Annotated in this window: 19 protein-coding genes; 9 read left to right on the top strand and 10 right to left on the bottom strand. The window is 61.0% G+C overall.

What is annotated here, in order from left to right; genetic code table 11:
* Positions 1 to 67: 67 nt before the first annotated feature.
* The 3 genes from QIW53_RS06455 to QIW53_RS06445 all read right to left on the bottom strand — a co-directional run bounded on the left by QIW53_RS06455 (position 68) and on the right by QIW53_RS06445 (position 2,471).
* The gene (locus QIW53_RS06455; protein WP_192302034.1) at positions 68 to 1,339 is read right to left on the bottom strand and encodes an OmpP1/FadL family transporter; all 1,272 of its coding nucleotides are present in this window, start codon (positions 1,337 to 1,339) and stop codon (positions 68 to 70) included.
* Positions 1,340 to 1,485: 146 nt separating this feature from the next.
* A complete protein-coding gene (locus QIW53_RS06450; protein WP_371048810.1) occupies positions 1,486 to 1,968 on the bottom strand; it encodes a hypothetical protein in 483 nt (160 codons plus the stop codon).
* A gap of 278 nt (positions 1,969 to 2,246) precedes the next feature.
* A complete protein-coding gene (locus tag QIW53_RS06445) occupies positions 2,247 to 2,471 on the bottom strand; it encodes a hypothetical protein (RefSeq protein WP_130908481.1) in 225 nt (74 codons plus the stop codon).
* 982 nt (positions 2,472 to 3,453) lie between these two features.
* On the opposite strand from QIW53_RS06445, the gene QIW53_RS06440 reads away from it, so the two are divergent.
* Together QIW53_RS06440 and rmuC are read left to right on the top strand one after the other, a co-directional pair.
* Positions 3,454 to 3,777, top strand: a complete 324-nt coding sequence (locus QIW53_RS06440; RefSeq protein WP_371048809.1) for a sel1 repeat family protein — start codon at positions 3,454 to 3,456, stop codon at positions 3,775 to 3,777.
* Positions 3,778 to 3,952: 175 nt separating this feature from the next.
* A complete protein-coding gene (gene rmuC, locus QIW53_RS06435; RefSeq protein WP_371049077.1) occupies positions 3,953 to 5,317 on the top strand; it encodes a DNA recombination protein RmuC in 1,365 nt (454 codons plus the stop codon).
* 135 nt (positions 5,318 to 5,452) lie between these two features.
* Here the strand turns inward: rmuC and QIW53_RS06430 are convergent, their stop codons facing one another.
* A complete protein-coding gene (locus tag QIW53_RS06430; RefSeq protein ID WP_371048808.1) occupies positions 5,453 to 8,923 on the bottom strand; it encodes a hybrid sensor histidine kinase/response regulator in 3,471 nt (1,156 codons plus the stop codon).
* Between the two features lie 208 nt (positions 8,924 to 9,131).
* Positions 9,132 to 9,671, bottom strand: coding sequence for a TetR/AcrR family transcriptional regulator (locus tag QIW53_RS06425; protein WP_371048807.1), 540 nt, complete (start codon positions 9,669 to 9,671; stop codon positions 9,132 to 9,134).
* Positions 9,672 to 9,762: 91 nt separating this feature from the next.
* On the opposite strand from QIW53_RS06425, the gene QIW53_RS06420 reads away from it, so the two are divergent.
* The 3 genes from QIW53_RS06420 (at position 9,763) to QIW53_RS06410 (ending at position 14,200) form a co-directional block, all read left to right on the top strand.
* Positions 9,763 to 10,959, top strand: coding sequence for an MFS transporter (locus QIW53_RS06420; RefSeq protein ID WP_371048806.1), 1,197 nt, complete (start codon positions 9,763 to 9,765; stop codon positions 10,957 to 10,959).
* Positions 10,960 to 11,076: 117 nt separating this feature from the next.
* Positions 11,077 to 12,228 carry a TDT family transporter gene (locus QIW53_RS06415; RefSeq protein ID WP_371048804.1) on the top strand — a complete coding sequence of 384 codons (1,152 nt, stop codon included), beginning with the start codon at positions 11,077 to 11,079 and terminating at the stop codon, positions 12,226 to 12,228.
* Between the two features lie 97 nt (positions 12,229 to 12,325).
* Complete coding sequence (locus tag QIW53_RS06410; RefSeq protein ID WP_371048803.1) at positions 12,326 to 14,200, top strand: MFS transporter; 1,875 nt, start codon at positions 12,326 to 12,328, stop codon at positions 14,198 to 14,200.
* A gap of 19 nt (positions 14,201 to 14,219) precedes the next feature.
* On the opposite strand, the gene QIW53_RS06405 is transcribed toward QIW53_RS06410, so the two are convergent.
* The 5 genes from QIW53_RS06405 to QIW53_RS06385 form a co-directional block, all read right to left on the bottom strand.
* Positions 14,220 to 15,146: a GGDEF domain-containing protein gene (locus QIW53_RS06405; protein ID WP_371048802.1), complete on the bottom strand. Its 927-nt coding sequence runs from the start codon at positions 15,144 to 15,146 to the stop codon at positions 14,220 to 14,222.
* A 362-nt stretch (positions 15,147 to 15,508) separates the two neighbouring features.
* Positions 15,509 to 16,249, bottom strand: a complete 741-nt coding sequence (locus QIW53_RS06400; protein ID WP_371048801.1) for a YciK family oxidoreductase — start codon at positions 16,247 to 16,249, stop codon at positions 15,509 to 15,511.
* Between the two features lie 153 nt (positions 16,250 to 16,402).
* Positions 16,403 to 17,074 carry an N-acetylmuramic acid 6-phosphate phosphatase MupP gene (gene mupP / locus QIW53_RS06395; RefSeq protein WP_371048800.1) on the bottom strand — a complete coding sequence of 224 codons (672 nt, stop codon included), beginning with the start codon at positions 17,072 to 17,074 and terminating at the stop codon, positions 16,403 to 16,405.
* A 4-nt stretch (positions 17,075 to 17,078) separates the two neighbouring features.
* Positions 17,079 to 17,777, bottom strand: a complete 699-nt coding sequence (gene ubiG / locus QIW53_RS06390; RefSeq protein ID WP_371048799.1) for a bifunctional 2-polyprenyl-6-hydroxyphenol methylase/3-demethylubiquinol 3-O-methyltransferase UbiG — start codon at positions 17,775 to 17,777, stop codon at positions 17,079 to 17,081.
* Positions 17,778 to 17,849: 72 nt separating this feature from the next.
* On the bottom strand, positions 17,850 to 19,184 hold the full coding sequence (locus QIW53_RS06385) for a TRZ/ATZ family hydrolase (protein ID WP_371048798.1): 1,335 nt from the start codon (positions 19,182 to 19,184) through the stop codon (positions 17,850 to 17,852).
* A gap of 108 nt (positions 19,185 to 19,292) precedes the next feature.
* Between QIW53_RS06385 and mtnA the strand changes: the two genes are divergently transcribed.
* The 4 genes from mtnA (at position 19,293) to pheA (ending at position 25,827) form a co-directional block, all read left to right on the top strand.
* Positions 19,293 to 20,369: an S-methyl-5-thioribose-1-phosphate isomerase gene (gene mtnA, locus QIW53_RS06380; RefSeq protein WP_371048797.1), complete on the top strand. Its 1,077-nt coding sequence runs from the start codon at positions 19,293 to 19,295 to the stop codon at positions 20,367 to 20,369.
* Positions 20,370 to 20,786: 417 nt separating this feature from the next.
* Positions 20,787 to 23,441 carry a DNA gyrase subunit A gene (gyrA, locus tag QIW53_RS06375; protein WP_371048796.1) on the top strand — a complete coding sequence of 885 codons (2,655 nt, stop codon included), beginning with the start codon at positions 20,787 to 20,789 and terminating at the stop codon, positions 23,439 to 23,441.
* Positions 23,442 to 23,647: 206 nt separating this feature from the next.
* A complete protein-coding gene (gene serC, locus QIW53_RS06370; protein ID WP_371048795.1) occupies positions 23,648 to 24,733 on the top strand; it encodes a 3-phosphoserine/phosphohydroxythreonine transaminase in 1,086 nt (361 codons plus the stop codon).
* A complete protein-coding gene (gene pheA, locus QIW53_RS06365) occupies positions 24,733 to 25,827 on the top strand; it encodes a prephenate dehydratase (protein WP_192302018.1) in 1,095 nt (364 codons plus the stop codon). Before serC ends, pheA begins: the two co-directional genes overlap by 1 nt.

Raw genomic sequence — 25,827 nt, 5'->3', positions numbered from 1 at the left:
GCCTCTGTTTCAGAGAGCGGGGCTTTTTTGCTTCAGGTGGCGAGTGGTTCAGGCTCGCCCGGCATCATCAGAAGCGATAGGTCGCGCCGACACCAAAACCGTTCGCCGAGTTTTCATACTTGGCGCTGTAAGCCTGGCGGCCGTTGCTGTTGTTGACCTTGACGGACTCTTCCCACAGGTAGGAGTAGGCCACATCGATGGTCAGGTCATCGGTCGGGCTCCAGCCGGCGCCCAGGCTGAAAATCTTGCGATCGCCAGTCGGGATGCGTGGGGAGCGGTTTTCGTTGTTGGTCGGTGCCTGGTCAACCGAGAAGCCGGTACGCAGCACCCACTCCTTGTTCACCTTGTAGGACGCACCGATGGCGTGTGCCCAGGTGTCGTGCCAGTTCTGTTCTTCGGTGATGGTGCCCAGGCCACGAGCCGCCAGCGCCGCAGGAACGCCGCTGTTTTCAACGGTGATTTCCTTCAGGCGGCTCCAACGAGTCCAGGTGCTGCCGGCGTACAAGGTCCACTGGTCATCGAGTTTGTGAGTCACCGAGAAATCCACGGACTCAGGCGTCGTCAGGTCCAGCGAAGCGTCAAACTTCTGGTTTGGGTTCTGACCCAGGGCAGCCAGCACGCCGTAGTTGACCTTGGTGTCACCGTCGAGCTTGTATTTCACTTTCGAGTGGTAGGTCAGGCCGAGGCTGGTGCTGTCGGTGGCTTGAACCAATACGCCGAAGTTGTAACCCAGTGCGGTGTCGTCGCCCTTGATCTTGACTTGACCATCGGGAGCAGCAGGGTTGAGCGACAGGTTTGATTCCAGCTTGCCGTCAATACGGTTGATGGTCGGGCCGAAACCGATCGACACCACATCGTTGAAGGCGTAGCTGATGGTTGGCTGGACGGTCACGATCTTGACTTCGCTTTTGCTGCCGAAGTAACGGCCGGAAAAGCTGTTTTCGTAGTCGGTCACCAGGCCGAATGGCGCGTAGACGCCCAGGCCGAACGCCCAGTGGTCATCGATTGGCTTGACGTAGTAGCCCATCGGTACGCCCATGAACGGCACCATGTCACCTTTGTTGGTGCCACCGCTTGGGCGGGAGCTGACGTCGCTGATGTCGGTGTGTGCGTCGATGAATGCAACGCCGCCGGTGACTTGTTCACGCTTGATGCGCGACATGCCGGCAGGGTTGCCAAATACGGTGGATGCGTCGTCGGCAGCTGAAGATCGCCCGGCAAAACCTGTGCCCATCCCGCTGATGCTTTGCTCGTTGAGGGCAAAGCCACTCGCGAAGATCTGGGTGGAGGCGAGGGTAACGGCGAGGCTAAGGGTGGTTTTGAGCATTACTTTTTTCATTATTAGAACTCCTGGTGATCACCGGGGCGAAAATTACCAACATTTTCGTTCGGGCGCTATAGGCTGTATTGCTTGATTTAGAGCGGTTTTGTAGGACAATCCAACCAGATTCGCCACATGTTGCGCGATCTTTCAGGCGAGGTGAGTCAGCAGGCAACCTGATTCAGCGGTGAAACACAGGTTTGCCAGGCGTAGGTGAAGTCTCTGAGGCGTCCTTGCGGCTGAAAGGTCTGGCGCCAGATGCGCGCCATACCCAGCAGATCATTGGCTTCGGGGAGAGGAGTGTTCTGTTCTTCCACCAGCAGCCAGGCGATGGCTGTGGCGTAACGCAGGTTGACGGTGAGTTCGAGGTGAGGGCCACTGAGAAAAGCGTGCTGGCTGGCCAGGCCACGGACCAGGCTGGCACGTTCCGGATCCAGCGCCAGGTAATGGTCCCAGAGTGCCTGATGGCGGGGTTCGGCAATTCGGTACAAGCCATGGCCACGGCGGTCATGCAGGGCTTGACCCAGGGCTGACTGACTGGCGGCAATGCCCAGCAGCAGGGATTCGGCCGTTGCGCTATGGCGCCCAAGGTAGATCAAGGTCGGACGAATGACATAACGGCACAGTTCGCTGGCAGCGATACCCATAACACCCTCGGAACATGAAGTGGTCGGCGAGTCCTGAGAGGGAGCGTTGGCAGCGGTGGATCGAGACTCAGGCTCGCCGGAAGCGGATCAAGCCGCTTGACTTGAAGTCTAGTGTCATATTCGTGCTGTAAAGGACTGTTTTTAAAATATTTCCGATCCGCAGTTATAATCGTTATACCGATCGGTGCTTAAGCGCTGACGGGCGAAACAGAAACTTGAAGCAATAAAAAGCCCCGCTGTGGAAGCGAGGCTTTTGGCTTTTCAGCCTGGCTGGCGTGTCAGGCAACCAGTGCCTGACGGGTACGCTCGATCACGGCCTGCAGCGGTTCGGCGCTGGAGTATTGATCGGGGTACAGGCGTTCGCTGTGACGAGCGATGCCGTGTTCGTTGACCAGGGTGAAACTGAAGCAGCCTTTGCGAGCGGCCATGATCAGGCAGTTCATGGGTGCAAAAGCGTTGGTTAGGGTGCGGATGGCATCCTGAGCATGGATTTGAGTAGTCATTAAAGGTGTTCCTGCAAGCGACACGGATAGGAACCGTGCAAAATTAAAACGTTCCAGTAACGACGACCACCATTGGTCGAACGAAGAACCCGACTGGAACAAAGCAGCCAGTTTGAAGCGCTGAATAAATTGGCGCGCTTGGGCTGGCAGGTAGGTACTTAGGAGGGCAGGCAACACATCAAGGGCAAAGGTTCTGGGCCCGGGGTGAAGATCCTGATCAATTTGCAGGTTGGTTCGGTCAGAGTAAGTGAGCTTCGCAACACCCTTTGCATTCAATTCAAAGGCCGTGTTGACGCAAGATTTACCTGGAAACCATCGAGGTGGTCGATCCCGCTTGTTCGGTTCGGGCTTTCCGTAAGAAGGCACACCGGGGGGATTTGTTCGACCAGAATTGACTTTCAGCTTGGTACTAACGCCGCAGATAGTAATCGATTGAATGACGGAAGGGAAGCGTGCCAAGCAAAAAACGCGCAGCGTGCGGTACTCGCGCCTCATGCGCGGGGCATTTGAGATCGTTCGCCCCGAAAAGGCACAGAATCCGACAATCGGTGGGTGACGTTCGTCGGCTTGAATACAGCGTCCAGTACGGGGTTTGCCTCGGTTATCCCCAGATCCAGTAACAAAATGCGCCGAAAAAGCGCACCGATATAACCGTCCTGGAGGTACTTGTGCACATTAGTTGCGCAAGCTGTAACCTCGCTGTCATATGGCTTGCAAGCGCAGTGGCTGCCTGCAAGCAAAATTTAAGTCAATGAAAAACATCGCTTTTTTTTACTGGTGAAAAAATCGTCAGTTTGTCTGCGAGCCCCATTCCACAGGGCTTTGCGCGAGTTCAAGGGCGGTTGTCCACTGAGTTATCCACAGCTTCTGTGGATTGTCCCGAGCGCTTGCTCTAGGACGCGGGTGCCAGGAATATTTAGACTTTACCTGTAAGAAAAAGAGAGTAGAGTGGCGCGCCTTCCGATCTGCCCCACAGTGCTTTATGAAGTTTCGCTCCGTATCAGTTTCTGTCACCGATCAACCCTCCCGTGTTACCCCACCCAAGCGCATTTCAATGCGTGTGGCCGAGTGGCTGCTCGACAGCCCGCGCCTGGGAGAAAACACCAACGTCAAACACCTCGCCGGACGTTTGCTCAAGCAGCCGGCTCGCGAAGGCGTGGTGGCCGCGCAGAGCCGTCTCGGGCAATTGATGTGCCGCGAGTGTGGCAATGCCCGGGACCGTCGCATAGGCCAGGATCTCCTGCGCCAGGCCGCGCGCGCCGGCGATCTGCGGGCCCAGAGAGAACTGGGGCTGATCGAAGACTGAGCTGTCCAAGACCTGACACCTTGGTTAACCTTCAGGTTTTATCGAATGGGCAGGAATGGCGATGGCGATGGACTTGACCAGCATATTGCTTGGTCTGGCAGGGGCTGCACTGCCGTTGTTGGCGCTGGCCTGGCAACTGCAGCGCCGGGCGAGTCACTGCCAGTCGGACGTCGCACTGCTCGAAGAGCGCCTGGCCATGGCCCAATTGGCGCAGGACGGGCTGAGCGCGCAGCTTGAGGCCAGTCGCGACGAAATTGCCGATCTGGGCCAGGCCAACGCCGCCAAACAAGCCGACCTGGCCGCGCTGCGCCGTGAAGTCGAGCTGTTGCAGATCGAGCGTGATGACGCCCGCGACGCTTCCCATGCGTGGAACATCGAGCGCGCCGGCAAAGAGGCGGAGTTGCGTCGCCTGGACGCCCAGACCGCTTCCCTGAATGCCGAACTGCGTGAGCAACAGGAAAGCCATCAGCAGCGCCTCGCGGACCTGCAAGGTTCGCGGGACGAGTTGCGCGCCCAGTTCGCCGAGCTGGCCGGAAAGATTTTCGATGAGCGCGAACAGCGGTTCGCCGAGTCCAGCCAGCAACGCCTGGGGCAATTGCTCGACCCGTTGAAGGAACGTATCCAGTCATTTGAAAAGCGCGTCGAGGAAAGCTACCAGGCCGAGGCTCGTGAGCGTTTTTCCCTGGCCAAGGAGCTGGAGCGCCTGCAACAGCTGAACCTGCGTCTGAGCGACGAAGCCACCAACCTGACCCGCGCGTTGAAGGGCCAGAAAACCCAGGGCAACTGGGGCGAGCTGATTCTGGAGCGGGTGCTTGAGCATGCCGGACTGGAGAAGGGGCGTGAGTATCAGACCCAGGTCAATCTCAAGGGCCCGGATGGCGAGCGTTTCCAGCCGGACGTGATCATCTATCTGCCGGGCGACAAGCAGGTGGTGGTCGATTCCAAGGTCAGCCTGACGGCCTATCAGCAGTTCGTCGCGGCCGAAGACGACGGCATCGCTCAAATCGCCATCAAGCAGCATGTGCTGTCGCTGCGCAGCCACGTCAAAGGGCTGGCCGGCAAGGACTACAAACGCCTGGACGGTCTGCACAGCCTGGATTTCGTCTTGTTGTTCGTGCCCATCGAGGCCGCGTTCTCCGCCGCCCTGCAAGCAGAGCCGAGCCTGTTCCAGGAAGCCTTCGACCGCAATATCGTGATCGTCAGCCCGACCACCTTGCTGGCCACCTTGCGGGTCATCGACAGCCTGTGGAAGCAGGAGCGCCAGAGTCAGAATGCGCGGGAGATCGCCGAGCGGGCAGGGTGGCTGTACGACAAGTTCGTGTTGTTCATCCAGGACCTGGATGAAGTCGGCAATCGTTTGCAGCAACTGGACAAGGCTTACAGCTCGGCGCGTAACAAGCTGACGGAAGGACGCGGCAATCTGGTCAGCCGCAGCGAGCAGCTCAAGCTGCTGGGCGCGCGGGCGAGCAAAAGCCTGCCGGCCGACTTGCTGGAGCGGGCGATGACTGATGTGGATGGGTTGGTCGAGTTGCCCGAATAGGCGACCGAGCTGACATCATCGCGGGCAAGCCGGCTCCCACAACTGACTGGGTCGTTCACAAAAGAGGGGATCAACCCAAACCCTGTGGGAGCGGGCTTGCCCGCGAAGGCGATGCCCCAGACGACAAAAGACCCCTCACAACGGCAAATGCCGGCTCAACAGCGCCCGCAGCGCCGCCGGCTTCACCGGTTTGGCCAGATAATCCAGGCCCGCAGCGTGTACCTGGGCCACCGTCTCCGGGTGGCCGTCGGCGCTGATCACCACACCCGGCACCGGTTCGCCCAGACGGGTACGCAACCAGCCCATCAACTCGGTTCCGGTCTCGCCATCGTCCAGGTGGTAATCCACCAGGGCCAGTTGCGGACGTACGCCACTGCTCAACAGCGCCGCGCATTCGTCGCGGTTGCGGGCGGTCCAGACCTGACAACCCCAGCGGGTCAGCAGGCTGTTCATGCCGATCAGGATGCTGTCTTCGTTGTCGATGCACAGCACTTGCGCGCCGCCGAGGAGCTTGCCGTTCAACTCGGTCGCATTGACCGGGGCGGCGACGGGCGCCTGAGTCAACGGCACGCGGACGCTGAACACACTGCCGCGTCCGAGCCGCGAGCGCACCTGCAGCGAATGACCCAGCACACGGCACAGCCCATCGGCAATCGCCAGGCCCAACCCGAGACCTTTCTCGGCGCGGGTCTGGTGGCTGTCGAGGCGCTTGAACTCTTCGAAGATCACCTTCAGTTTGTCTTCGGCAATTCCCGGGCCTCGATCCCAGACTTCCAGGCACAGCTCGCCCTTGCGCCGACGAACCCCCAGCAGCACCGGACCTCTGGCATAACGGAAGGCGTTGGTCAGAAAGTTCTGCAGGATCCGGCGCAACAACTTGATGTCACTGTCGACCCGCAGGTGGCTGCCCCGCACCCGGAACTTGATCCCTTGCTCGCGTGCCAGTGCCTTGAATTCCGCACCGAGGATATCGAACAGCTCATTGAGCTCGAACGGCTTGATGTCCGGGTTGATCTTGCCGTTTTCGAGGCGGGAGATGTCCAGCAGGTCGCTGATCAGGTCTTCGGCCGAGCGCAGTGACGAATCCAGGTGTTGCACCAGTTTCTGCGCTTCACTGGACAAGCCGTCTTCCTGGTGCGACAGGGCGGCGGAAAACAGTCGCGCGGCGTTCAGGGGTTGCATCAGGTCATGGCTGACCGCTGCCAGGAAGCGGGTCTTCGACTGGTTGGCCGTTTCGGCGGTGCCCTTGGCCTCGGTCAGCGCCACGTTGAGTTGCGACAGTTCATGGGTGCGTTCCGTCACCCGGCGCTCGAGGCCTTCGTTGGCCTCGGTCAGCGCCTGTTCGGCCTCGCGGAATGCGGTGATGTCGGTAAAACTCATGACAAAACCGCCGCCGGGCATCGGGTTGCCGATCAGCTCGATCACCCGGCCGTTGGGGAACAGTCGTTCGGAAGTGTGGGCACGGCCCTGACGCATCCAGTGCAGGCGGCGGGCGACGTGCACTTCCGACTCACCCGGGCCGCACAGGCCGCGCTCGGCGTTGTAGCGGATGATGTCGGCAATCGGTCGGCCGACGCTGATCAGGCCGTCCGGATAGTTGAACAGCTCCAGATAACGCCGGTTCCACGCCACCAGGCGCAGTGACTGGTCAACCACGCTGATGCCCTGGGTGATGTTCTCGATCGCACCCTGCAACAAGGCGCGGTTGAACTGCAGCACTTCCGAGGCTTCGTCGGCGATGCGCACGACATCCTCAAGCTGCATTTCCCGACCTTCGATGGCGGCCTTGACCACCGCGCGCGTCGATGAGGCGCCGAGCACGCCGGCCAGCAGGCGTTCGGTGTGGGCGATCCATTCGCCGTCGGCGTTCTGGTTCGGGTTGAAGCCTTTGCCCTGGCGATAGGCGAAACGGATAAAACTCTGGCGGGCGCGTTCTTCGCCGACGAAGCGTGCCGCCAGTTGCAGCAGGTCATCGATTTGCACAGCCAGCATCGAACGGGCGCTGGGGCGGGCGCTGATCTCCTGACCGATGAAGCGGCCCGCCTGCCAATGTTCCGAGACGCGGGTGCGCGAGAGCACGGACACCCAGGCAAACAGGGTGAAGTTGCCGGCCAGTGACAGCACCACGCCTTGGGTCAGGGGTGTAATCGGCAGGTTGAGCGGGTTACTGTGCAGCCAGGCCAGGCCCGGGAAGCTGCTCAACGACAAGCCGAGACTGTGGGCGGCAATCGGCAGAATCAGCGTGTAGAACCACAGGAAGGTGCCGGCGGCGAGGCCGGCGAATACGCCTCGGCGATTGGCCTGTTTCCAGTACAGCGCGCCGAGCATGGCGGGCGCCAGTTGGGTCACGGCGGCGAAGGCGATCTGGCCGATGGTCGCCAGGCTGGCGGTGGAACCCAACAGACGATAGCTGACGTAGGCCAGCAGCAGAATCACCACGATGCTGACCCGGCGCACCGAGAGCATCCACTGGCGGAACACTTCGAAGGGGCGCTCGGCGTTGTTGCGGCGCAGCAACCACGGCAACAGCATGTCGTTGGAGACCATGGTCGACAGCGCCACGCTGGCGACGATCACCATGCCGGTCGCTGCCGAGGCGCCACCGATAAAAGCCAGCATGGCCAGCGCGGGATGGGCCTGGGCCAGTGGCAGGCTGATGACGAACGAATCCGGTATCACCGAGCTGGGCAGCATCATCTGACCGGCCAGGGCAATCGGCACGACGAACAGCGCCGCCAGCGCCAGGTAGGCCGGGAATACCCATTTGGCCAGGCGCAAATCCTGCGGGTCGATGTTTTCCACCACCGTGACGTGGAACTGTCGCGGCAGGCAGATGATCGCCATCATCGCCACGCCGGTCTGCACCACCATCGACGGCCAGTTGATGGTTTCCTTCCAGTATTCCTCCAGGCGCGGGGCTAGCATGGCCTGGTTGAACAGATCGTCGAAACCGTCATAAAGCCCATAGGTCACGAAGGCGCCAACCGCGAGAAAGGCGAACAGCTTGACCAGCGATTCGAAGGCAATTGCCAGCACCATGCCACGGTGGTGCTCCGTGGCGTCGAGGTTGCGCGTACCGAACACAATGGTGAACAACGCCAGCACCAGGGAGACGATCAGCGCGGTGTCCTGTGCGCGAGTACCCATGGCGTCGGCGCCGGCGCCGATCAACAGGTTCACGCCCAGCACGATGCCCTTGAGTTGCAAGGCGATGTAGGGCAGCACGCCGACCAGGCAGATCAGCGCCACGACAATCGCCAGGGACTGGGATTTGCCATAGCGGGCGGCAATGAAGTCGGCAATGGACGTGATGTTTTCCTGCTTGCTGATCATCACCATTTTTTGCAGGACCCACGGCGCGCAGACCAGCAGCAGGATCGGCCCGAGGTAGATCGGCAGGAACGACCAGAGTTGTTCGGCCGCCTGGCCGACGGCGCCGAAGAACGTCCAGCTGGTGCAGTAGACCGCCAGCGACAGGCTGTACACCCAGGCGCGCACGCGTGGAGGCAGCGGGGTACTGCGTCGATCACCGTAGAAGGCGATTGCGAACATGATGGCCATATAGGCCAGGGCGACGGCGGCGATCAGCCCGCTGGACAGCGACATGGAAACTCCAGACAAAAGACTCCCGGGGCTTGTGCCCGGACCGACAGTCTCGCACGACCGTCTGCGTTAGTCAGTGTCGACCAAGGTCGTGGCGTGGCGGGGTGTCGCAGCTCATTTCGGTGGTCCGTGAGATCCTGTCGCGAGCAGGCTCGCCCCTACCGTCCAGCGCAATTCCCCCTGAGGGAGCGAGCCTGCTCGCGATAAGCGTTTACTGAGCGAGCGCCATCTCGACCAACTGCTGCAACTCTTCAACCTCCAGCGGCGTCGTGGAAAACAGGATGCGGAACACCGAGGGCGCGACCACCAGGTTGATCAACCGATCGACACCCGGTTTCGGCTGATCGGGGTAACGGTCCAGAATCGCCTGCAACTGCCCGGCGATGATAGTCGCGCAGCAGCCAGGCGTCGGGCTCGCCTGGACATCGCGCAGCATGTTGCGACCGGGTTCCGAACTCATCTCATCCAGGTATTGCTCCGCCCACGCCTGCACGTCACCGCGCAAGCTGCCGGTGTTGACCGGTTCGCTGTCGGGCTGCATGCGCGCCAATGCCACATCCGCCAGCAGTGCCGACACGTCGCCCCAGCGCCGATAAATGGTCGACGGCGTGACGCCTGCCCGCGCAGCGATCTGCGGGACGGTAACGCTGGATCGGTCCTGTTCGGCCAGCAGCGCGCGGACCGCTGAATGGATCGATTCCTGAACCCTGGCGCTGCGGCCGCCTGGGCGTAAACCTTCTTTAATAGCCATGGATCGGACCTTAACACAAAGAATTTGCTTTAAGCGCCAGCGAGTAGCACACTCAGCAAAAGCAAAAAATTAGCTTTTGCGGAGTGTGCACATGCCGAATTCAATTTCCAAACGGTCAAGCCTGGGCTTTCTGGCGATCACTTTACTCAGTTTTCTCGCCGCTTCCACGGCGCCGACGCCCTTGTATCACTTGTACCAGGAGCATCTGCACTTCTCGGCAGCGACCCTGACGCTGATTTTCGGCGTGTATGCCATCAGCTTGTTGGTGGCCTTGCTGACCGTCGGTTCGCTCTCGGATTACCTGGGGCGTAAACCGGTGATTTTCACCTCGGTACTGCTCAACATGCTGGCCATGCTGCTGTTCATCAACGCCGACAGCGTGGCGTGGTTGATCGCTGCACGGGTACTCCAGGGCTTTGCCACCGGTATGGCCACGGCAGCATTGGGCGCCGCATTGCTGGACACTGATCGTCAGCAAGGTCCGTTGGTCAACAGCGTCGCGCCACTGCTCGGCATGGCGGCCGGGGCCATGGGCTGCGGCTTGCTGGCCGAGTTTGCACCGCTGCCGATGCAGCTGACCTACTGGGTCCTGCTGGTGCTGTTCGCCGGGCAGGCGTTGTATGTCTGGCGTCTGCCGGAAAGTGTCAGCCCGCAACCCGGCGCGCTGGCGTCGCTGCTGCCAACCTTGCACGTCCCGGTGCAGGCGCGTCGCACCTTGTACCGGGTGTTGCCGATCAACACGGCCGCCTGGGCACTGGGCGGATTCTTCGCCTCCCTCGCGCCGTCACTGGTTCGAACCGCTACCGGCTCAACCTCCAACCTGATTGGCGGTGCGACCGTTGCCGTGCTGACAGTGACGGGCGCGGTAATGATCTACACCTTGCGCAATCGTCCCGCCGACAAAGTCTTGCGGTTGGGCGCGAGCGTCTTGCCAGTGGGTGTGGCGGCGATTCTGCTGGGCGTGCACAGCGCCAGCCTGACACTGTTCTTCATCGGGACGCTGATCGCCGGCTGCGGCTTTGGCGCCAGTTTTCTCGGGACGCTGCGCACGGTCGTTCCGCTGGCCCTGCCGCACGAACGTGCGGGTCTGATGTCGGCCTATTACGTGCTGAGTTATCTGGCGTTCTGCCTGCCGTCGCTGCTCGCGGGGAGTCTCACGCGCAGCTTTGGCCTGGTCACGACCACCGACGGTTATGGCGCAGTGCTGGTCCTGCTGGCGGTCTGTGGATTGCTGTCGCTGCTGCGCCAGCGTCCAGCTCAGGCATGCAGCGCATCGGTGCGCCCATGAAGACCGAGTTTTTGCGTTATTAATAAAATCGATAACTGTTAGAGAAATTACCCGTTATATAGATATTCGATTCAGGTCTAGCATGGGCTCCACCTCAAGGGAGGACAGGAGTACGCCATGACAGGCACCCATGCCGTCACCCGCAGCATCAAACCTTTCAGTCAACTGCAGCATCCGCGCGATGTGATTCGCCACTTCACGCCCAACTGGTTCGCTGCGACCATGGGAACCGGGGTTCTGGCCCTGGCGCTGGCGCAACTGCCGATCCCGGTGCCTGGTTTGCATGCGCTGGCCGAAGCGCTCTGGCTGCTGAACATCGTACTGTTCGGGTTGTTCACCGTGCTCTACGCCGCACGCTGGCTGCTGTTTTTTGACGAGGCGCGAAGGATTTTCGGTCATTCCACCGTCTCCATGTTCTTCGGCACCATCCCCATGGGGCTGGCGACCATCATCAATGGTTGCCTGGTGTTCGGTTTGCCGCGTTGGGGCGAGGGCATGATCGAGATCGCCGGGCTGTTGTGGTGGCTGGACGTGGCGTTGTCCGTGGCCTGCGGTGTGTTGATTCCCTACATGATGTTTACCCGGCAGGAACACAGCATTGACCAGATGACCGCTGTCTGGCTGCTGCCGGTGGTGGCTGCCGAAGTGGCGGCTGCCAGTGGTGGCCTGCTGGCGCCGCACCTGGTCGATGCCCATGCGCAATGGGTGGTGCTGGTGACCAGCTATGTGCTTTGGGCGTTTTCGCTGCCGGTGGCCCTGAGCATCCTGACCATTCTGTTGCTGCGCATGGCCCTGCATAAACTGCCTCACGAGAGCATGGCGGCCTCGAGCTGGCTGGCGCTGGGGCCGATCGGCACCGGGGCCTTGGGCATGCTGTTGCTGGGCAATGACGCGCCGGCCATCTTCGCCGCCAACGGCTTGCCGGGCATCGGCGAGATCGCCGCCGGGCTGGGGCTGGTGGCGGGGATTACGCTGTGGGGTTTCGGTTTGTGGTGGATGCTGATCGCCTTCCTGATCACCTGCCGTTACCTGAGCGTCGGCATCCCGTTCAACCTGGGCTGGTGGGGGTTCACCTTTCCGCTGGGCGTCTATTCTCTGGCCACGCTGAAGCTGGCCAGTCATCTGGGCCTGCTGTTTTTCAGTGTCTTTGGCTGCGCGCTGGTGGCCTTGCTGGCGGTGATGTGGCTGATCGTCGCCAAACGTACTGCGCAGGGCGCATGGCGCGGCGAGTTGTTTGTCTCGCCGTGCATTGCAGGATTACAGAAATAACCGCCCAGGATTCGGTAATCTGTGGCCTGGATCGACATTCGACATTCCCATAATAGAATCCAGGCCACTCGCTACCTAAACCAGGGAAACACGGAAGATGAGTCACCCCTCACAGTTCACCTTGCTTCGCACCCGGCGCTTCCTGCCGTTTTTTCTGACCCAATCCCTTGGGGCGTTCAACGACAACGTGTTCAAGCAGTCGCTGATCCTCGCCATCTTGTACAAGTTGACCATCGAGGGTGATCGTTCGATCTGGGTCAACCTGTGCGCGCTGCTGTTCATCCTGCCGTTCTTCCTGTTCTCGGCGCTGGCCGGGCAGTTTGGCGAGAAGTTCGCCAAGGATGCGCTGATTCGCCTGATCAAATTGGGCGAGATCGCCATCATGGTGGTGGGGGCGGTGGGTTTCGTCTTCGATCATCTGTCGCTGATGCTGGTGGCGTTGTTCGCCATGGGCACTCACTCGGCGCTGTTCGGACCGGTGAAATACTCGATCCTGCCCCAGGCGCTGCACGAGGAGGAACTGGTCGGCGGCAATGGTCTGGTGGAAATGGGGACTTTCCTGGCGATTCTGGCCGGTACCATCGGTGCCGGAATCATGATGTCGTCCGCCAACTACGCGCCCATCGTCTCCACGGCGATCATCGGCATTGCGGTGCTCGGTTATCTGGCCAGCCGCAGCATCCCGAGGGCGGCGGCCTCGTCACCGCACATGCGCCTGAACTGGAACATCTTCAGCCAATCCTGGGCCACCTTGAAACTGGGCCTGGGGCAGACGCCCGCGGTGTCGCGCTCGATTGTCGGCAATTCGTGGTTCTGGTTCGTCGGGGCGATCTATCTCACGCAAATTCCGGCGTATGCCAAGGAGTGGATGCACGGCGACGAAACCGTGGTGACGCTGATCCTGACGGTGTTCTCGGTCGGCATCGCCCTGGGTTCGCTGTTGTGCGAAAAGCTCTCCGGGCGCAAGGTCGAGATCGGCCTGGTGCCGTTCGGTTCATTCGGGCTGACCCTGTTCGGGCTGTTGTTGTGGTGGCACTCCGGGGGGATTCCAGACAGTGCCAACGGCCATGGCTGGGTCGACATCCTTGGTTTTGGTCACACCTGGCTGGTGCTGATCGACATTCTCGGCCTGGGCATCTTCGGCGGTTTCTACATCGTGCCGCTCTACGCGCTGATCCAGTCGCGAACCCCGGAAAACGAGCGGGCGCGGGTGATTGCCGCCAACAACATCCTCAACGCCTTGTTCATGGTGGTGTCGGCCATTGTCTCGATCGTATTGCTGAGCCTGGCCAAGTTGTCGATTCCCCACCTTTTCCTGGTGGTGTCGTTGCTGAACATTGGCGTCAACGCCTACATCTTCAGGATCGTTCCGGAGTTCACCATGCGTTTCATGATCTGGCTGCTCAGCCATTCCATGTACCGTGTGGAACATCGCAACCTGGACCTGATCCCGGATGAAGGCGCGGCGCTGCTGGTGTGCAACCACGTGTCGTTTGTCGATGCCCTGCTGATCGGTGGCGCTGTACGTCGGCCGATTCGCTTTGTGATGTACTACAAGATCTACAACCTGCCGGTATTGAACTTCATCTTCCGTACCGCCGGAACGATTCCGATCGCGGGGCGCCATGAAGATATCCAGATTTACGAAAAGGCCTTCACGCGGATCGCGCACTACCTGAAAGAAGGCGAGTTAGTGTGTATTTTCCCCGAGGGAAAATTGACCGCCGATGGCGAGATCAACGAATTCAAGGGTGGGCTGACGCGGATCCTCGAGGAAACGCCGGTGCCGGTGATTCCACTGGCGCTGCAGGGGCTGTGGGGCAGCTTCTTCAGTCGTGATCCCGCCAAGGGGTTATTTCGTCGCCTGTGGTCGCGGGTGACCCTGGTGGCCGGCCCGGCGGTGACGGTCGAGGCGGCGCAGCCGGACAGTTTGCGCGGGTTGGTCGGCGAGTTGCGCGGCGCGGTGCGCTGAACCTGACGAGGCGGGCTGCTCAGCCCGCCATCGCCAGCCGGTTGCGGCCTTCGCGCTTGGCCACATACAAGGCGCTGTCGGCCCGGCGCAGCAGGCTTTCGGCAGATTCTCCCGGCAGCAGGGTCGAACAGCCAAGGCTGACGGTCAACTCGATCAGATGACCATCGGCGAGGAAATCCTTGTTCTGTGCGCAAAGCCGCAGCCGCTCGCCGACCAGGGCGGCGGCCTCGCGTCCGGTGTTGGACAGCAGGATCAGAAACTCTTCGCCGCCGAAGCGGAACACCATGTCGACATTGCGCAACTGGCTTTTGATCGAGGCGGCGACGGCCCGCAGCACATCGTCACCGGCGCTGTGGCCGTGGCCGTCATTGATCCGCTTGAAATGGTCGATGTCCAGCATCAGCAGGGACAAGGGTTGCAGGTGCCGACGGGACATCTCGATCTCCCGTTGCAACGTCTGGTCCATGGCAATGCGATTGCCGGTGTCCGTCAGCGGGTCGCGCAAGGCACTCTGGGTCGCTGCACGGTAGAGCAGGGCATTGCGCATCGGGTAAAGAAGGGCGGAGAGCAACGACTCGAGGTGGCCCAGCTCCTGCTCACTGAAACGCTGATTGCGGCGGAACAGCAGCTCGCCCAGGTGCTCGCCTTCATGGCTGAGGCTGTAGCTGACCGAATGGTGACCGCGCAGGCCGAATTCCAGGCGCAAGTCGCAGGCCTTGTGTTCATAACTCAAGGCGTCGAGCGGCACGAGCCGATGAATTTCGCGGAAAAAGGTCTCAAGGATGCGTTGCGGCTCGAGGCTGGTCTGCAACTGCTGGTTCAGTTGCTGGCGCACTTGCGCAAGGCTGGCCGGACGCTTCAGAAGCGGCGGTTGTTGAGCAAAGCCCAGGCGTTGCAATTTGGCGCTGTCGAAGTCAATTGCGTTGGTCTGGGAGGGTGATTTCATATGGCGTGCGCCCTTGAGCAGTAAGGCTGTCTTACAAGCTGGGTGAGAGCGGCTTTGGGCTGCGCGTCGTACTGATCCATCAGTCCCGTAGGACATTTCGTACAAGTTTAATCTGCTTTGGCGAAGATTAATAACCCGTCGACTGGAGCGTCGGCCCGTCCATTTTCACACGGCGTGTCTGAATCTAATCAGAGCGAAAGCCGTGCCAGTTAGTTTGATTTTATTAAAATCAGATGAAAATCAAGGATTTGTAGTCGCTATTGGGGCCGTCTGAAACCGTGGGCGACGTTTGTTTGACTCGAAAGACGCTGCCTGCAGAGTGCTGCGACGGGAATTCGCCGCAGCACAAAAGCGACGCACGGTTATTGGGCGTTGAACGCCTGGCCATTGATGCCGGTACTGTCCGGGCCCATCAGGTAGAGGTAGACCGGCATGATCTCCTCGGGCGTCGGGTTGTTCAGCGGGTTTTCGCCGGGGTAGGCCTGGGCGCGCATGCTGGTGCGGGTGGCGCCGGGGTTGATGCTGTTGGAGCGAACCGGGGCCACGGTGTCCACTTCGTCCGCCAGGGTTTGCATCAGCCCTTCGGTGGCGAATTTCGAGACGCCGTAGGCGCCCCAATACGCACGGCCCTTGCGGCCGACGCTGCTGGAGGTGAACACCACCGATGCATCCTGCGACAGCTTGAGCAAGGGCAGCAGGGTGCTGGTGAGCATGAACATGGCGTTGACGTTGACGTGCATGACGCGCATGAAGTTCTCGCCGGACAACTGCTCGATCGGCGTACGTGGACCAATGATCGAGGCGTTGTGCAGCAAACCGTCGAGGTGGCCGAATTCGTTTTCGATCATTGCGGCCAGTTCATCGTATTGATGCGGCTGGGCGGTTTCCAGGTTGAACGGGATCACCGCCGGCTGTGGATGGCCGGCCGCTTCGATTTCGTCGTAGACCTGAGTCAGGTTGGCTTCGGTCTTGCCCAGCAGCAGGACGGTTGCGCCATGCGCGGCGTAGGCCTTGGCAGCAGCGGCACCAATGCCACGACCGGCGCCGGTGACCAGAATGACCCGGTCCTTGAGCAGTTCGGGGCGGGCGGAATAATCAAACATGAGAAACCTCGACAAAAATTCTTCTGGGTCAGCGCTATCCCTGTGGGAGCGAGCCTGCTCGCGATGGGGCCATGTCAGTCAACACGGATGTCGCCTGATGCATCGCCTTCGCGAGCAGGCTCGCTCCCACATGTGTCATTCGGCAAATGCCGCTCAGCAACTGCACAGCGCGCTATCAAGCACCTTGCGCAACTCCAGCGGATGATCCACCACCACATCCGCGCCCCAATGCCGCGGGTTATCGTCCGGATGGATGTAGCCATAGGTCACGGCGGCGGTCTTGGTTCCGGCATCGCGGCCGGATTCGATGTCACGCAGGTCATCGCCGACGAACAGCACGCTGGCCGGGTCCAGGTCGAGCATCTTGCACGCCAGGATCAGTGGCTCGGGGTCAGGCTTGCTGTTCTTCACATGGTCCGGGCAGATCAACAGGGCCGAGCGTTCGGCCAGCCCCAGTTGCTGCATGATCGGCTCGGCAAACCGTACCGGCTTGTTGGTGACCACGCCCCAGATCAGGTTGGCCTTCTCGATGTCGGCCAGCAGTTCGGGCATGCCGTCGAACAGTTTGCTGTGCACGGCGCAACCGGCGAGGTAGCGTTCCAGGAATTCCTGGCGCAGTTCTTCGAAGCCTGGCGACTCCGGGTCCATGGAGAAGGTCACGGCGACCATTGCCTTGGCGCCACCGGAGATCTCGTCGCGGATATGCTTGTCATTGATGGGCGGCAAGCCGCGATCGGCACGCATCGCCTGACAGATCGCGATGAAGTCCGGCGCGGTGTCGAGCAGGGTGCCGTCCATGTCGAAAAGGACTGCTCTGATACGCATCGGCTTATTCCTCGCGCAGGGTCTGGATCATGTAGTTGACGTCCACGTCGGGCGCCAGCTTGTAGTGCTTGGTCAGCGGGTTGTACGTCAGCCCGATGATGTCCTTGACGGTCAGGCCGGCCATGCGGCTCCAGGCACCCAGCTCGGAAGGGCGGATGAATTTCTTGAAGTCGTGAGTGCCGCGAGGCAGCAGCTTCATGATGTATTCGGCGCCGACGATGGCGAACAGGTACGCCTTCGGGTTGCGGTTGATGGTGGAGAAGAACACCTGGCCGCCGGGCTTGACCATCTTGAAGCAGGCGCGGATCACCGACGAAGGGTCCGGTACGTGCTCGAGCATCTCCAGGCAGGTGACCACGTCGAACTGCTCGGGCATTTCTTCGGCCAGGGCTTCGGCGGTGATCTGCCGGTACTCGACGCTCACACCAGACTCCAGTTGATGCAGTTGCGCCACGGCCAGCGGCGCTTCGCCCATGTCGATGCCCATCACGGTCGCGCCGCGTTGCGCCATGGCTTCGCTGAGGATGCCGCCGCCGCAACCGACGTCGAGCACCTTCTTGCCGGCCAGATTGACCCGCTCGTCAATCCAGTTCACGCGCAGCGGGTTGATGTCGTGCAGCGGTTTGAATTCGCTTTCGCGGTCCCACCAGCGATGGGCCAGGGCTTCGAATTTGGCGATTTCTGCGTGGTCGACGTTACTCATGGTTCATCCTCTAAAACTTGAAAAATCCTGTTGCCCCGGCGCCTGGCGCCACGGGCTTTTCAATTCGGCTGATTACGATTCGCTGTGGCCGCTGATGCGCTGGCCCCAGGCCTTGGTCGTGGCGCTTAGTTGTGCCTCGTCGAGACGCGTCAGGCGGCGGTCATCCAGCAATTGCCTGCCGGCAACCCAAAGGTGTTTCACGCAATCGCGACCGGTGGCATATATAAGCTGCGAAACCGGATCGTAGACCGGTTGCTGTGCCAGGCCCGACAGGTCGAAGGCGACCATGTCCGCGACCTTGCCGATTTCCAGCGAGCCCACCTCGGCTTCGATTCCCAGGGCCCGGGCGCCGTTCAATGTGGCCATGCGCAGGGCGCGATGGGCGTCCAGCGCGGTGGCCGAGCCGGCAACGGCCTTGGCGAGCAGGGCAGCGGTGCGCGTCTCGCCAAGCAGATCGAGGTCATTATTGCTCGCCGCGCCGTCGGTGCCGACCGCCACGTTGACGCCTGCCTGCCACAACCGCTCCACCGGACAGAACCCGCTGGCCAGCTTCAGGTTCGATTCCGGGCAATGAATCACCGTGGTGTTGCTTTCTACCAGCATTGCCAGGTCTTCATCGCTGATCTGAGTCATGTGCACCGCCTGAAAGCGCGGCCCCAGCAACCCCAGGCGCGCCAGTCGGGCCAGTGGTCGTTCCCCACGCTGTTCCAGCGCTTGCTGCACTTCGAAGGCCGTTTCGTGGACATGCATGTGGATCGACGCATCCAGCTCTTCGGCGATCACCCGGATTTTCTCCAGGTTTTCGTCGCCTACGGTGTAGGGCGCGTGCGGGCCGAAGGTGACCTTGATGCGTTCGTGGTGCTTGAGATCGTTGAACAGCTCGACGCCCTGACGAATGGCTTCATCGGCGCTGCCAGCGCCCGGAATCGGGAAATCGAGGATCGGAATCGCGATCTGCGCGCGAATGCCGCTGTTGTGCACGCGTTCGCTGGCAACCTTCGGGAAGAAATACATGTCAGAGAAACAGGTGATCCCGCCTTTGATCTGCTCGGCGATGGCAAGGTCGGTGCCATCGCGTACAAAGGCTTCATCGACCCATTTGGCTTCTGCCGGCCAGATGTGGTTTTCCAGCCAGGTCATCAGCGGCAGGTCGTCGGCCAGGCCGCGAAAGAGCGTCATCGCCGCATGCCCGTGGGCATTGATCAGGCCAGGGCTGAGCAGCATGTCCGGCAGTTCGCGGACTTCGGCTGCTTCAAGCTTCAGTGCGGCGGCACGGGGGCCGATAAACACGATGTGCCCGTCGCGGATGCCCAGGGCATGATCCTTGAGGACAACACCAGCGGGTTCGACAGGTACCAGCCAGGTCGGCAGCAATAGCAGGTCGAGCGCAGCGGCAGTGTTCGGCATCGAGGTCGGGTTCCGGTACTTTTGTAAAAGATGGCGAAGTATACCCGAGCGTCTTGGCGGGGGGATCGCTATAATCGGCGGCTTTTGTTCATGAGTGCGGGGTGAGGGATGCGCGATCGACTAATGGCGGCAGAGAAAGTGAAGGCCATCGATTGGCGTGATGGCGCCCTGTATCTGCTGGATCAGCGTATCTTGCCGTTCGAGGAAACCTGGCTCGCCTATACCAGTGCCACGGGCGTGGCCGAGGCCATTCGCTCGATGGTGGTGCGTGGGGCGCCGGCGATCGGCATCAGTGCCGCCTATGGCATTGTGCTGGCGGCCCGTGCCCGGCTGGCCGAAGGCGGCGACTGGTACGCGGCGCTGGAAGAGGATTTCGCGTTGCTCGCCGATTCCCGTCCCACCGCCGTCAACCTGTTCTGGGCCCTGGGACGCATGCATGATCGGCTGGATCGGCTGAAAGACCATGACGATCCGCTGGCCGTGCTGGAGGCTGAGGCCATCGCCATTCACGAAAGTGATCGCGAAGCCAACCTGACCATGGCTCAGTTGGGGGTGGACCTGATCCGCAAACACCAGGGCAATGCCCAGGCGATCCTGACCCATTGCAACACCGGGGCCCTGGCCACCGGCGGCTTCGGTACCGCCTTGGGGGTGATTCGTGGTGCGTTTATCGAAGGCATGGTGGAACGTGTGTACGCCGACGAAACCCGCCCCTGGCTGCAGGGTTCACGGTTGACGGCGTGGGAGCTGGCCAATGAAGGCATTCCCGTGACACTCAATGCCGACTCCGCCGCTGCCCACATCATGAAGACCAAGGGCATCACCTGGGTCATCGTCGGAGCCGACCGCATCACCGCCAATGGCGACGTGGCGAACAAGATCGGCACCTACCAACTGGCGGTGAATGCCATGCATCACGGGGTGCGTTTCATGGTGGTGGCGCCGAGCTCGACCATCGACATGAACCTGGCCAGTGGCGACGACATCCCGATCGAAGAGCGCGACGGCCGTGAGTTGCTGGAGGTCGGCGGCAAGCGGGTGGGCGCCGATGTCGATGCGTTCAACCCGGTGTTCGACGTGACGCCGGCGGACCTGATCGACGCGATCGTCACGGAAAAGGGCATTGTCGAGCGCCCGGACACGGCGAAGATGGCGCAGTTGATGTGCCGCAAGCGGTTGCACTGAAGATATCGGCTAGCTCTGCGGGCCCTATCGCGAGCAGGCTCGCTCCCACACGGATTTTGCGTGCACCACAATTCCTGTGGGAGCGAGCCTGCTCGCGATGAGGGCAAAAACTCGACAAACCAGCTGGATATGCCCCCTTTTTCTCCATTCAGCACAGCTCTAAGCCCCTCAGCTCCCCCTCAAGCACGCCATCAGTCAACTAACTACTCTCCATGCGCATCTGGGGGATAGGTGCGTGGCGGCTCTTGTGATAACATCCGGCGGTTTCCAGGGCAGTCCAAGGTGGCTGCCTCTACTGCGCAGATCCATGGCATAACTTGTTGATTTGTCGTAAGTCGGTGCCTCGGCAATCAGCTTGCATCGACGAGCTTCGTTGGTCCTGACGAAGTTTCACCAGAAAAAGGAATCAGGCTTCTCATGGGCGAACTGGCCAAAGAAATCCTCCCGGTCAATATCGAAGACGAGCTGAAGCAGTCCTACCTCGACTACGCAATGAGCGTAATTGTCGGGCGGGCACTGCCGGATGCGCGCGATGGCTTGAAGCCCGTGCACCGGCGTGTGCTGTTCGCGATGAGCGAGCTGGGCAACGACTTCAACAAGCCGTACAAGAAATCTGCCCGTGTCGTCGGTGACGTGATCGGTAAGTATCACCCGCACGGTGATACCGCGGTGTACGACACCATCGTCCGGATGGCGCAGCCATTCTCGCTGCGCTACCTGCTGGTCGACGGCCAGGGCAACTTCGGCTCCGTGGACGGCGACAACGCGGCGGCCATGCGATACACCGAAGTGCGCATGACCAAGCTGGCGCACGAGCTGCTGGCCGACCTGCACAAGGAAACCGTGGACTGGGTGCCGAACTACGACGGCACCGAACTGATCCCGGCGGTCATGCCGACCCGTATTCCCAACCTGCTGGTCAACGGCTCCAGCGGTATCGCCGTGGGCATGGCGACCAACATCCCGCCGCACAACCTCGGTGAAGTCATCGACGGTTGCCTGGCGCTCATCGACAACCCTGAGCTGACTGTCGATGAACTGATGCAATACATCCCGGGTCCGGACTTCCCGACGGCGGCGATCATCAACGGTCGCGCCGGCATCATCGAAGCCTACCGCACCGGTCGCGGCCGCATTTACATGCGCGCCCGCTCGACCATCGAAGACATCGACAAGGTCGGTGGCCGTCAGCAGATCGTCATTACCGAACTGCCTTACCAGTTGAACAAGGCGCGTCTGATCGAGAAGATCGCCGAGCTGGTAAAAGAGAAGAAGCTCGAAGGCATCACCGAACTGCGCGACGAGTCCGACAAGGACGGTATGCGCGTCGTGATCGAACTGCGTCGTGGCGAAGTGCCTGAGGTGATCCTCAACAACCTCTACGCCCAGACCCAGCTGCAGAGCGTGTTCGGTATCAACATCGTGGCGCTGATCGACGGCCGTCCGCGGATCCTCAACCTCAAGGACCTGCTGGAAGCCTTCGTGCGTCACCGTCGCGAAGTCGTTACCCGCCGTACCGTGTTCGAACTGCGCAAGGCGCGCGAGCGTGGTCACATCCTTGAAGGTCAAGCGGTTGCCTTGTCGAACATCGACCCGGTCATCGCCCTGATCAAGGCCTCGCCGACCCCATCGGAAGCCAAGGAAGCGCTGGTCAGCACCCCGTGGGAATCCTCGGCGGTGGTGGCGATGGTGGAGCGTGCCGGTGCCGATTCGTGCCGTCCGGAAAACCTCGACCCGCAGTACGGCCTGCGTGACGGCAAGTACTTCCTGTCGCCAGAGCAGGCCCAGGCCATCCTCGAGCTGCGTCTGCACCGCCTGACCGGTCTGGAGCACGAGAAACTGCTGGCCGAGTACCAGGAGATCCTCAACCAGATCGGCGAGCTGATCCGCATCCTCAATAGCGCCGCGCGCCTGATGGAAGTGATCCGCGAAGAGCTGGAAGTGATCCGCGCCGAATACGGCGATGTGCGTCGCACCGAGATTCTCGATGCCCGACTCGACCTGACCCTGGGCGACATGATCCCGGAAGAAGACCGTGTCGTGACCATTTCCCACGGCGGCTATGCCAAGACCCAGCCGCTGGCTGCGTACCAGGCCCAGCGTCGTGGCGGTAAAGGCAAATCGGCGACCGGCGTCAAGGATGAGGACTACATCGCTCACCTGCTGGTAGCCAACAGCCACACCACGCTGCTGCTGTTCTCCAGCAAGGGCAAGGTGTACTGGCTCAAGACCTACGAAATTCCGGAAGCGTCCCGTGCCGCGCGCGGCCGTCCGCTGGTCAACCTGCTGCCGCTGGACAGTGATGAGTACATCACCACCATGCTGCCGGTCGAGGAATACACCGAAGGTCACTTCATCTTCATGGCCACCGCCAAGGGCACCGTGAAGAAGACCCCGCTGGAATCCTTCAGCCGTCAACGCAGCGTCGGCCTGATCGCGCTGGAGCTGGACGAAGGCGACGTGTTGATCTCGGCCGCCATCACCGATGGCGAGCGTGAAGTCATGCTGTTCTCCGACGGTGGCAAGGTGACCCGCTTCAAGGAAACCGACGTTCGTGCCATGGGCCGTACCGCTCGCGGTGTTCGCGGCATGCGTCTGCCTGAAGGTCAGAAGCTGATTTCCATGCTGATCCCGGAAGAAGGCAGCCAGATCCTCACCGCTTCGGCGCGTGGTTATGGCAAGCGCACCGCCATCGGCGAGTTCCCCGAGTACAAGCGTGGCGGCCAGGGTGTTATCGCCATGGTCAGCAACGACCGGAACGGCCGACTGGTCGGCGCAGTCCAGGTGCTCGACGGTGAGGAAATCATGCTGATTTCCGACCAGGGCACATTGGTTCGTACCCGTGTCGACGAAGTCTCCAGCCTGGGCCGTAATACCCAGGGCGTGACCCTGATCAAGCTGGCCAGTGATGAAACGCTGGTAGGCCTGGAACGGGTTCAGGAGCCGTCGGAAGTCGAGGGCGAAGAGCTGGAAGGTGAAGAGGGTGCCGAGTTCGACGGCGAAGTCGTGATAAACGACGTCGTTGAAGACCAGCAGCTCGACGCCGCCGCAGACGAAGAACCGCAAGAGTAAGCGGACAAACAGGGGGCGGATGAAAATTCGCCCCCTTGTTGTTTGTCCCTGGAACAAAATTCGACACCCACGAAAATCCCTGTGGGAGCGGGCTTGCTCGCGAAGACGGACTGACATTCAGCACAGATGTCTCCCGTAGCACCGCTTTCGCGAGCAAGCCCGCTCCCACATTCGTGTCGACCTACCAAATCAGAGCGAGATTGGATGTGAGCAAGAGAGCCTTTAACTTCTGTGCCGGTCCTGCGGCACTTCCCGAAGCGGTCCTGAAGCGCGCCCAGGAAGAACTCCTGGATTGGCACGGCAAGGGCCTGTCCGTCATGGAAATGAGCCATCGCAGCGATGAGTTCGTGTCCATTGCGACCAAGGCCGAGCAGGATCTGCGTGATCTGCTGAATATCCCTTCGAACTATAAAGTGCTGTTCCTGCAAGGTGGCGCCAGCCAGCAGTTCGCTCAGATCCCGCTGAACCTGTTGCCCGAAGGCGGCTCGGCCGACTACATCGACACCGGTATCTGGTCGCAGAAAGCCATCGAAGAAGCTTCGCGCTACGGCCATGTCAACGTCGCGGCTACCGCCAAGCCTTATGATTACTTCGCGATTCCTGGTCAGAACGAGTGGAACCTGTCCAAAGACGCGGCCTACGTTCACTACGCGCCGAACGAAACCATCGGCGGCCTGGAATTCCAGTGGATCCCGCAAACCGGTGACGTGCCGCTGGTGGCCGACATGTCTTCCGATATTCTTTCGCGTCCGGTCGACGTTTCGCGCTTCGGCATGATCTACGCCGGCGCCCAGAAGAACATCGGCCCGAGCGGTATCGTCGTCAACATCGTTCGCGAGGACTTGCTGGGCAAGGCCCGTGCACTGTGCCCGACCATGCTCGACTACAAGGTCGCGGCCGATAACGGCTCGATGTACAACACCCCGCCAACCCTGGCCTGGTACCTGTCCGGCCTGGTGTTCGAATGGCTGAAAGAGCAGGGTGGCGTCGAAGCCATCGGCAAGCTCAATGACGTGAAGCAGCGCACGCTGTACGACTTCATCGACGCCAGCGGCTTGTACAACAACCCGATCAACCAGTCCGACCGCTCCTGGATGAACGTGCCGTTCCGTCTGGCCGACGATCGCCTCGACAAGCCATTCCTGGCGGGCGCCGAAGCGCGCGGCCTGTTGAACCTCAAGGGCCACCGCTCCGTGGGCGGCATGCGCGCCTCCATCTATAACGCCGTCGACATCGTTGCGATCAACGCACTGGTTTCGTACATGGCAGAGTTCGAGAAGGAACACGGCTGATGTCTGAGCAAGAACTCAAGGCACTGCGCGTTCGCATCGACGCCCTGGACCTCAAGGTCCTGGAGCTGATCAGCGAGCGCGCACGCTGCGCCCAGGAAGTTGCGCGAGTAAAGATGGCTTCGCTGGCTGAAGGCGAAGTGCCGGTGTTCTATCGTCCCGAGCGTGAAGCTCAGGTGCTCAAGCGGGTGATGGAGCGCAACCAGGGGCCGTTGGGCAACGAAGAGATGGCGCGGCTGTTTCGCGAAATCATGTCCTCGTGCCTGGCCCTCGAGCAGCCGCTGAAAGTGGCGTACCTCGGCCCGGAAGGCACCTTCACCCAGGCAGCCGCCATGAAACACTTCGGCCATGCTGTCATCAGCAAGCCGATGGCGGCGATCGACGAAGTGTTCCGTGAAGTGGCAGCCGGAGCGGTGAACTTTGGCGTGGTCCCGGTGGAAAACTCCACCGAGGGCGCGGTCAACCACACCCTCGACAGCTTCCTCGAACACGACATGGTCATCTGTGGCGAAGTCGAACTGCGCATTCACCACCACCTGTTGGTCGGTGAAAACACCAAGACCGACAGCATCAGCCGCATTTACTCCCATGCCCAGTCGCTGGCCCAGTGCCGCAAGTGGCTGGATGCACACTACCCGAATGTCGAGCGCGTGGCGGTGTCGAGCAACGCCGAAGCCGCCAAGCGGGTGAAAGGGGAGTGGAACTCGGCGGCGATTGCCGGTGACATGGCCGCTGGTCTGTACGGCTTGACCCGCCTGGCCGAGAAAATCGAGGATCGCCCGGACAACTCCACGCGATTCCTGATGATCGGTAATCAGGAAGTACCACCCACCGGCGACGACAAGACCTCGATCATCGTTTCCATGAGCAACAAACCCGGTGCGCTTCACGAGTTGCTGGTGCCGTTCCACGACAATGGCATCGACTTGACCCGCATCGAGACGCGCCCTTCGCGCAGCGGTAAATGGACCTACGTGTTCTTTATCGACTTCGTCGGTCACCACCGTGACCCGCTGGTCAAGGGCGTGTTGGAAAAAATCAGTCAGGAAGCAGTGGCACTTAAAGTGTTGGGTTCCTACCCGAAAGCCGTTCTCTAA

This window comes from Pseudomonas fluorescens (assembly GCF_041354075.1).
In the GTDB taxonomy this organism is placed as follows: Bacteria; Pseudomonadota; Gammaproteobacteria; order Pseudomonadales; family Pseudomonadaceae; genus Aquipseudomonas; species Aquipseudomonas fluorescens_CE.
This window is presented reverse-complemented; position numbering and strand designations above follow the sequence as displayed.

What these genes read in the sequence shown, in the direction of transcription:
- QIW53_RS06455 (WP_192302034.1), bottom strand. Translation starts at nt 1,339, where the DNA reads ATGAAAAAAGTAATGCTCAAAACCACCCTTAGCCTCGCCGTTACCCTC.
- QIW53_RS06450 (WP_371048810.1), bottom strand. Translation starts at nt 1,968, where the DNA reads ATGGGTATCGCTGCCAGCGAACTGTGCCGTTATGTCATTCGTCCGACC.
- QIW53_RS06445 (WP_130908481.1), bottom strand. Translation starts at nt 2,471, where the DNA reads ATGACTACTCAAATCCATGCTCAGGATGCCATCCGCACCCTAACCAAC.
- QIW53_RS06440 (WP_371048809.1), top strand. Translation starts at nt 3,454, where the DNA reads ATGAAGTTTCGCTCCGTATCAGTTTCTGTCACCGATCAACCCTCCCGT.
- QIW53_RS06430 (WP_371048808.1), bottom strand. Translation starts at nt 8,923, where the DNA reads ATGTCGCTGTCCAGCGGGCTGATCGCCGCCGTCGCCCTGGCCTATATG.
- QIW53_RS06425 (WP_371048807.1), bottom strand. Translation starts at nt 9,671, where the DNA reads ATGGCTATTAAAGAAGGTTTACGCCCAGGCGGCCGCAGCGCCAGGGTT.
- QIW53_RS06420 (WP_371048806.1), top strand. Translation starts at nt 9,763, where the DNA reads ATGCCGAATTCAATTTCCAAACGGTCAAGCCTGGGCTTTCTGGCGATC.
- QIW53_RS06415 (WP_371048804.1), top strand. Translation starts at nt 11,077, where the DNA reads ATGACAGGCACCCATGCCGTCACCCGCAGCATCAAACCTTTCAGTCAA.
- QIW53_RS06410 (WP_371048803.1), top strand. Translation starts at nt 12,326, where the DNA reads ATGAGTCACCCCTCACAGTTCACCTTGCTTCGCACCCGGCGCTTCCTG.
- QIW53_RS06405 (WP_371048802.1), bottom strand. Translation starts at nt 15,146, where the DNA reads ATGAAATCACCCTCCCAGACCAACGCAATTGACTTCGACAGCGCCAAA.
- QIW53_RS06400 (WP_371048801.1), bottom strand. Translation starts at nt 16,249, where the DNA reads ATGTTTGATTATTCCGCCCGCCCCGAACTGCTCAAGGACCGGGTCATT.
- mupP (WP_371048800.1), bottom strand. Translation starts at nt 17,074, where the DNA reads ATGCGTATCAGAGCAGTCCTTTTCGACATGGACGGCACCCTGCTCGAC.
- ubiG (WP_371048799.1), bottom strand. Translation starts at nt 17,777, where the DNA reads ATGAGTAACGTCGACCACGCAGAAATCGCCAAATTCGAAGCCCTGGCC.
- QIW53_RS06385 (WP_371048798.1), bottom strand. Translation starts at nt 19,184, where the DNA reads ATGCCGAACACTGCCGCTGCGCTCGACCTGCTATTGCTGCCGACCTGG.
- mtnA (WP_371048797.1), top strand. Translation starts at nt 19,293, where the DNA reads ATGCGCGATCGACTAATGGCGGCAGAGAAAGTGAAGGCCATCGATTGG.
- gyrA (WP_371048796.1), top strand. Translation starts at nt 20,787, where the DNA reads ATGGGCGAACTGGCCAAAGAAATCCTCCCGGTCAATATCGAAGACGAG.
- pheA (WP_192302018.1), top strand. Translation starts at nt 24,733, where the DNA reads ATGTCTGAGCAAGAACTCAAGGCACTGCGCGTTCGCATCGACGCCCTG.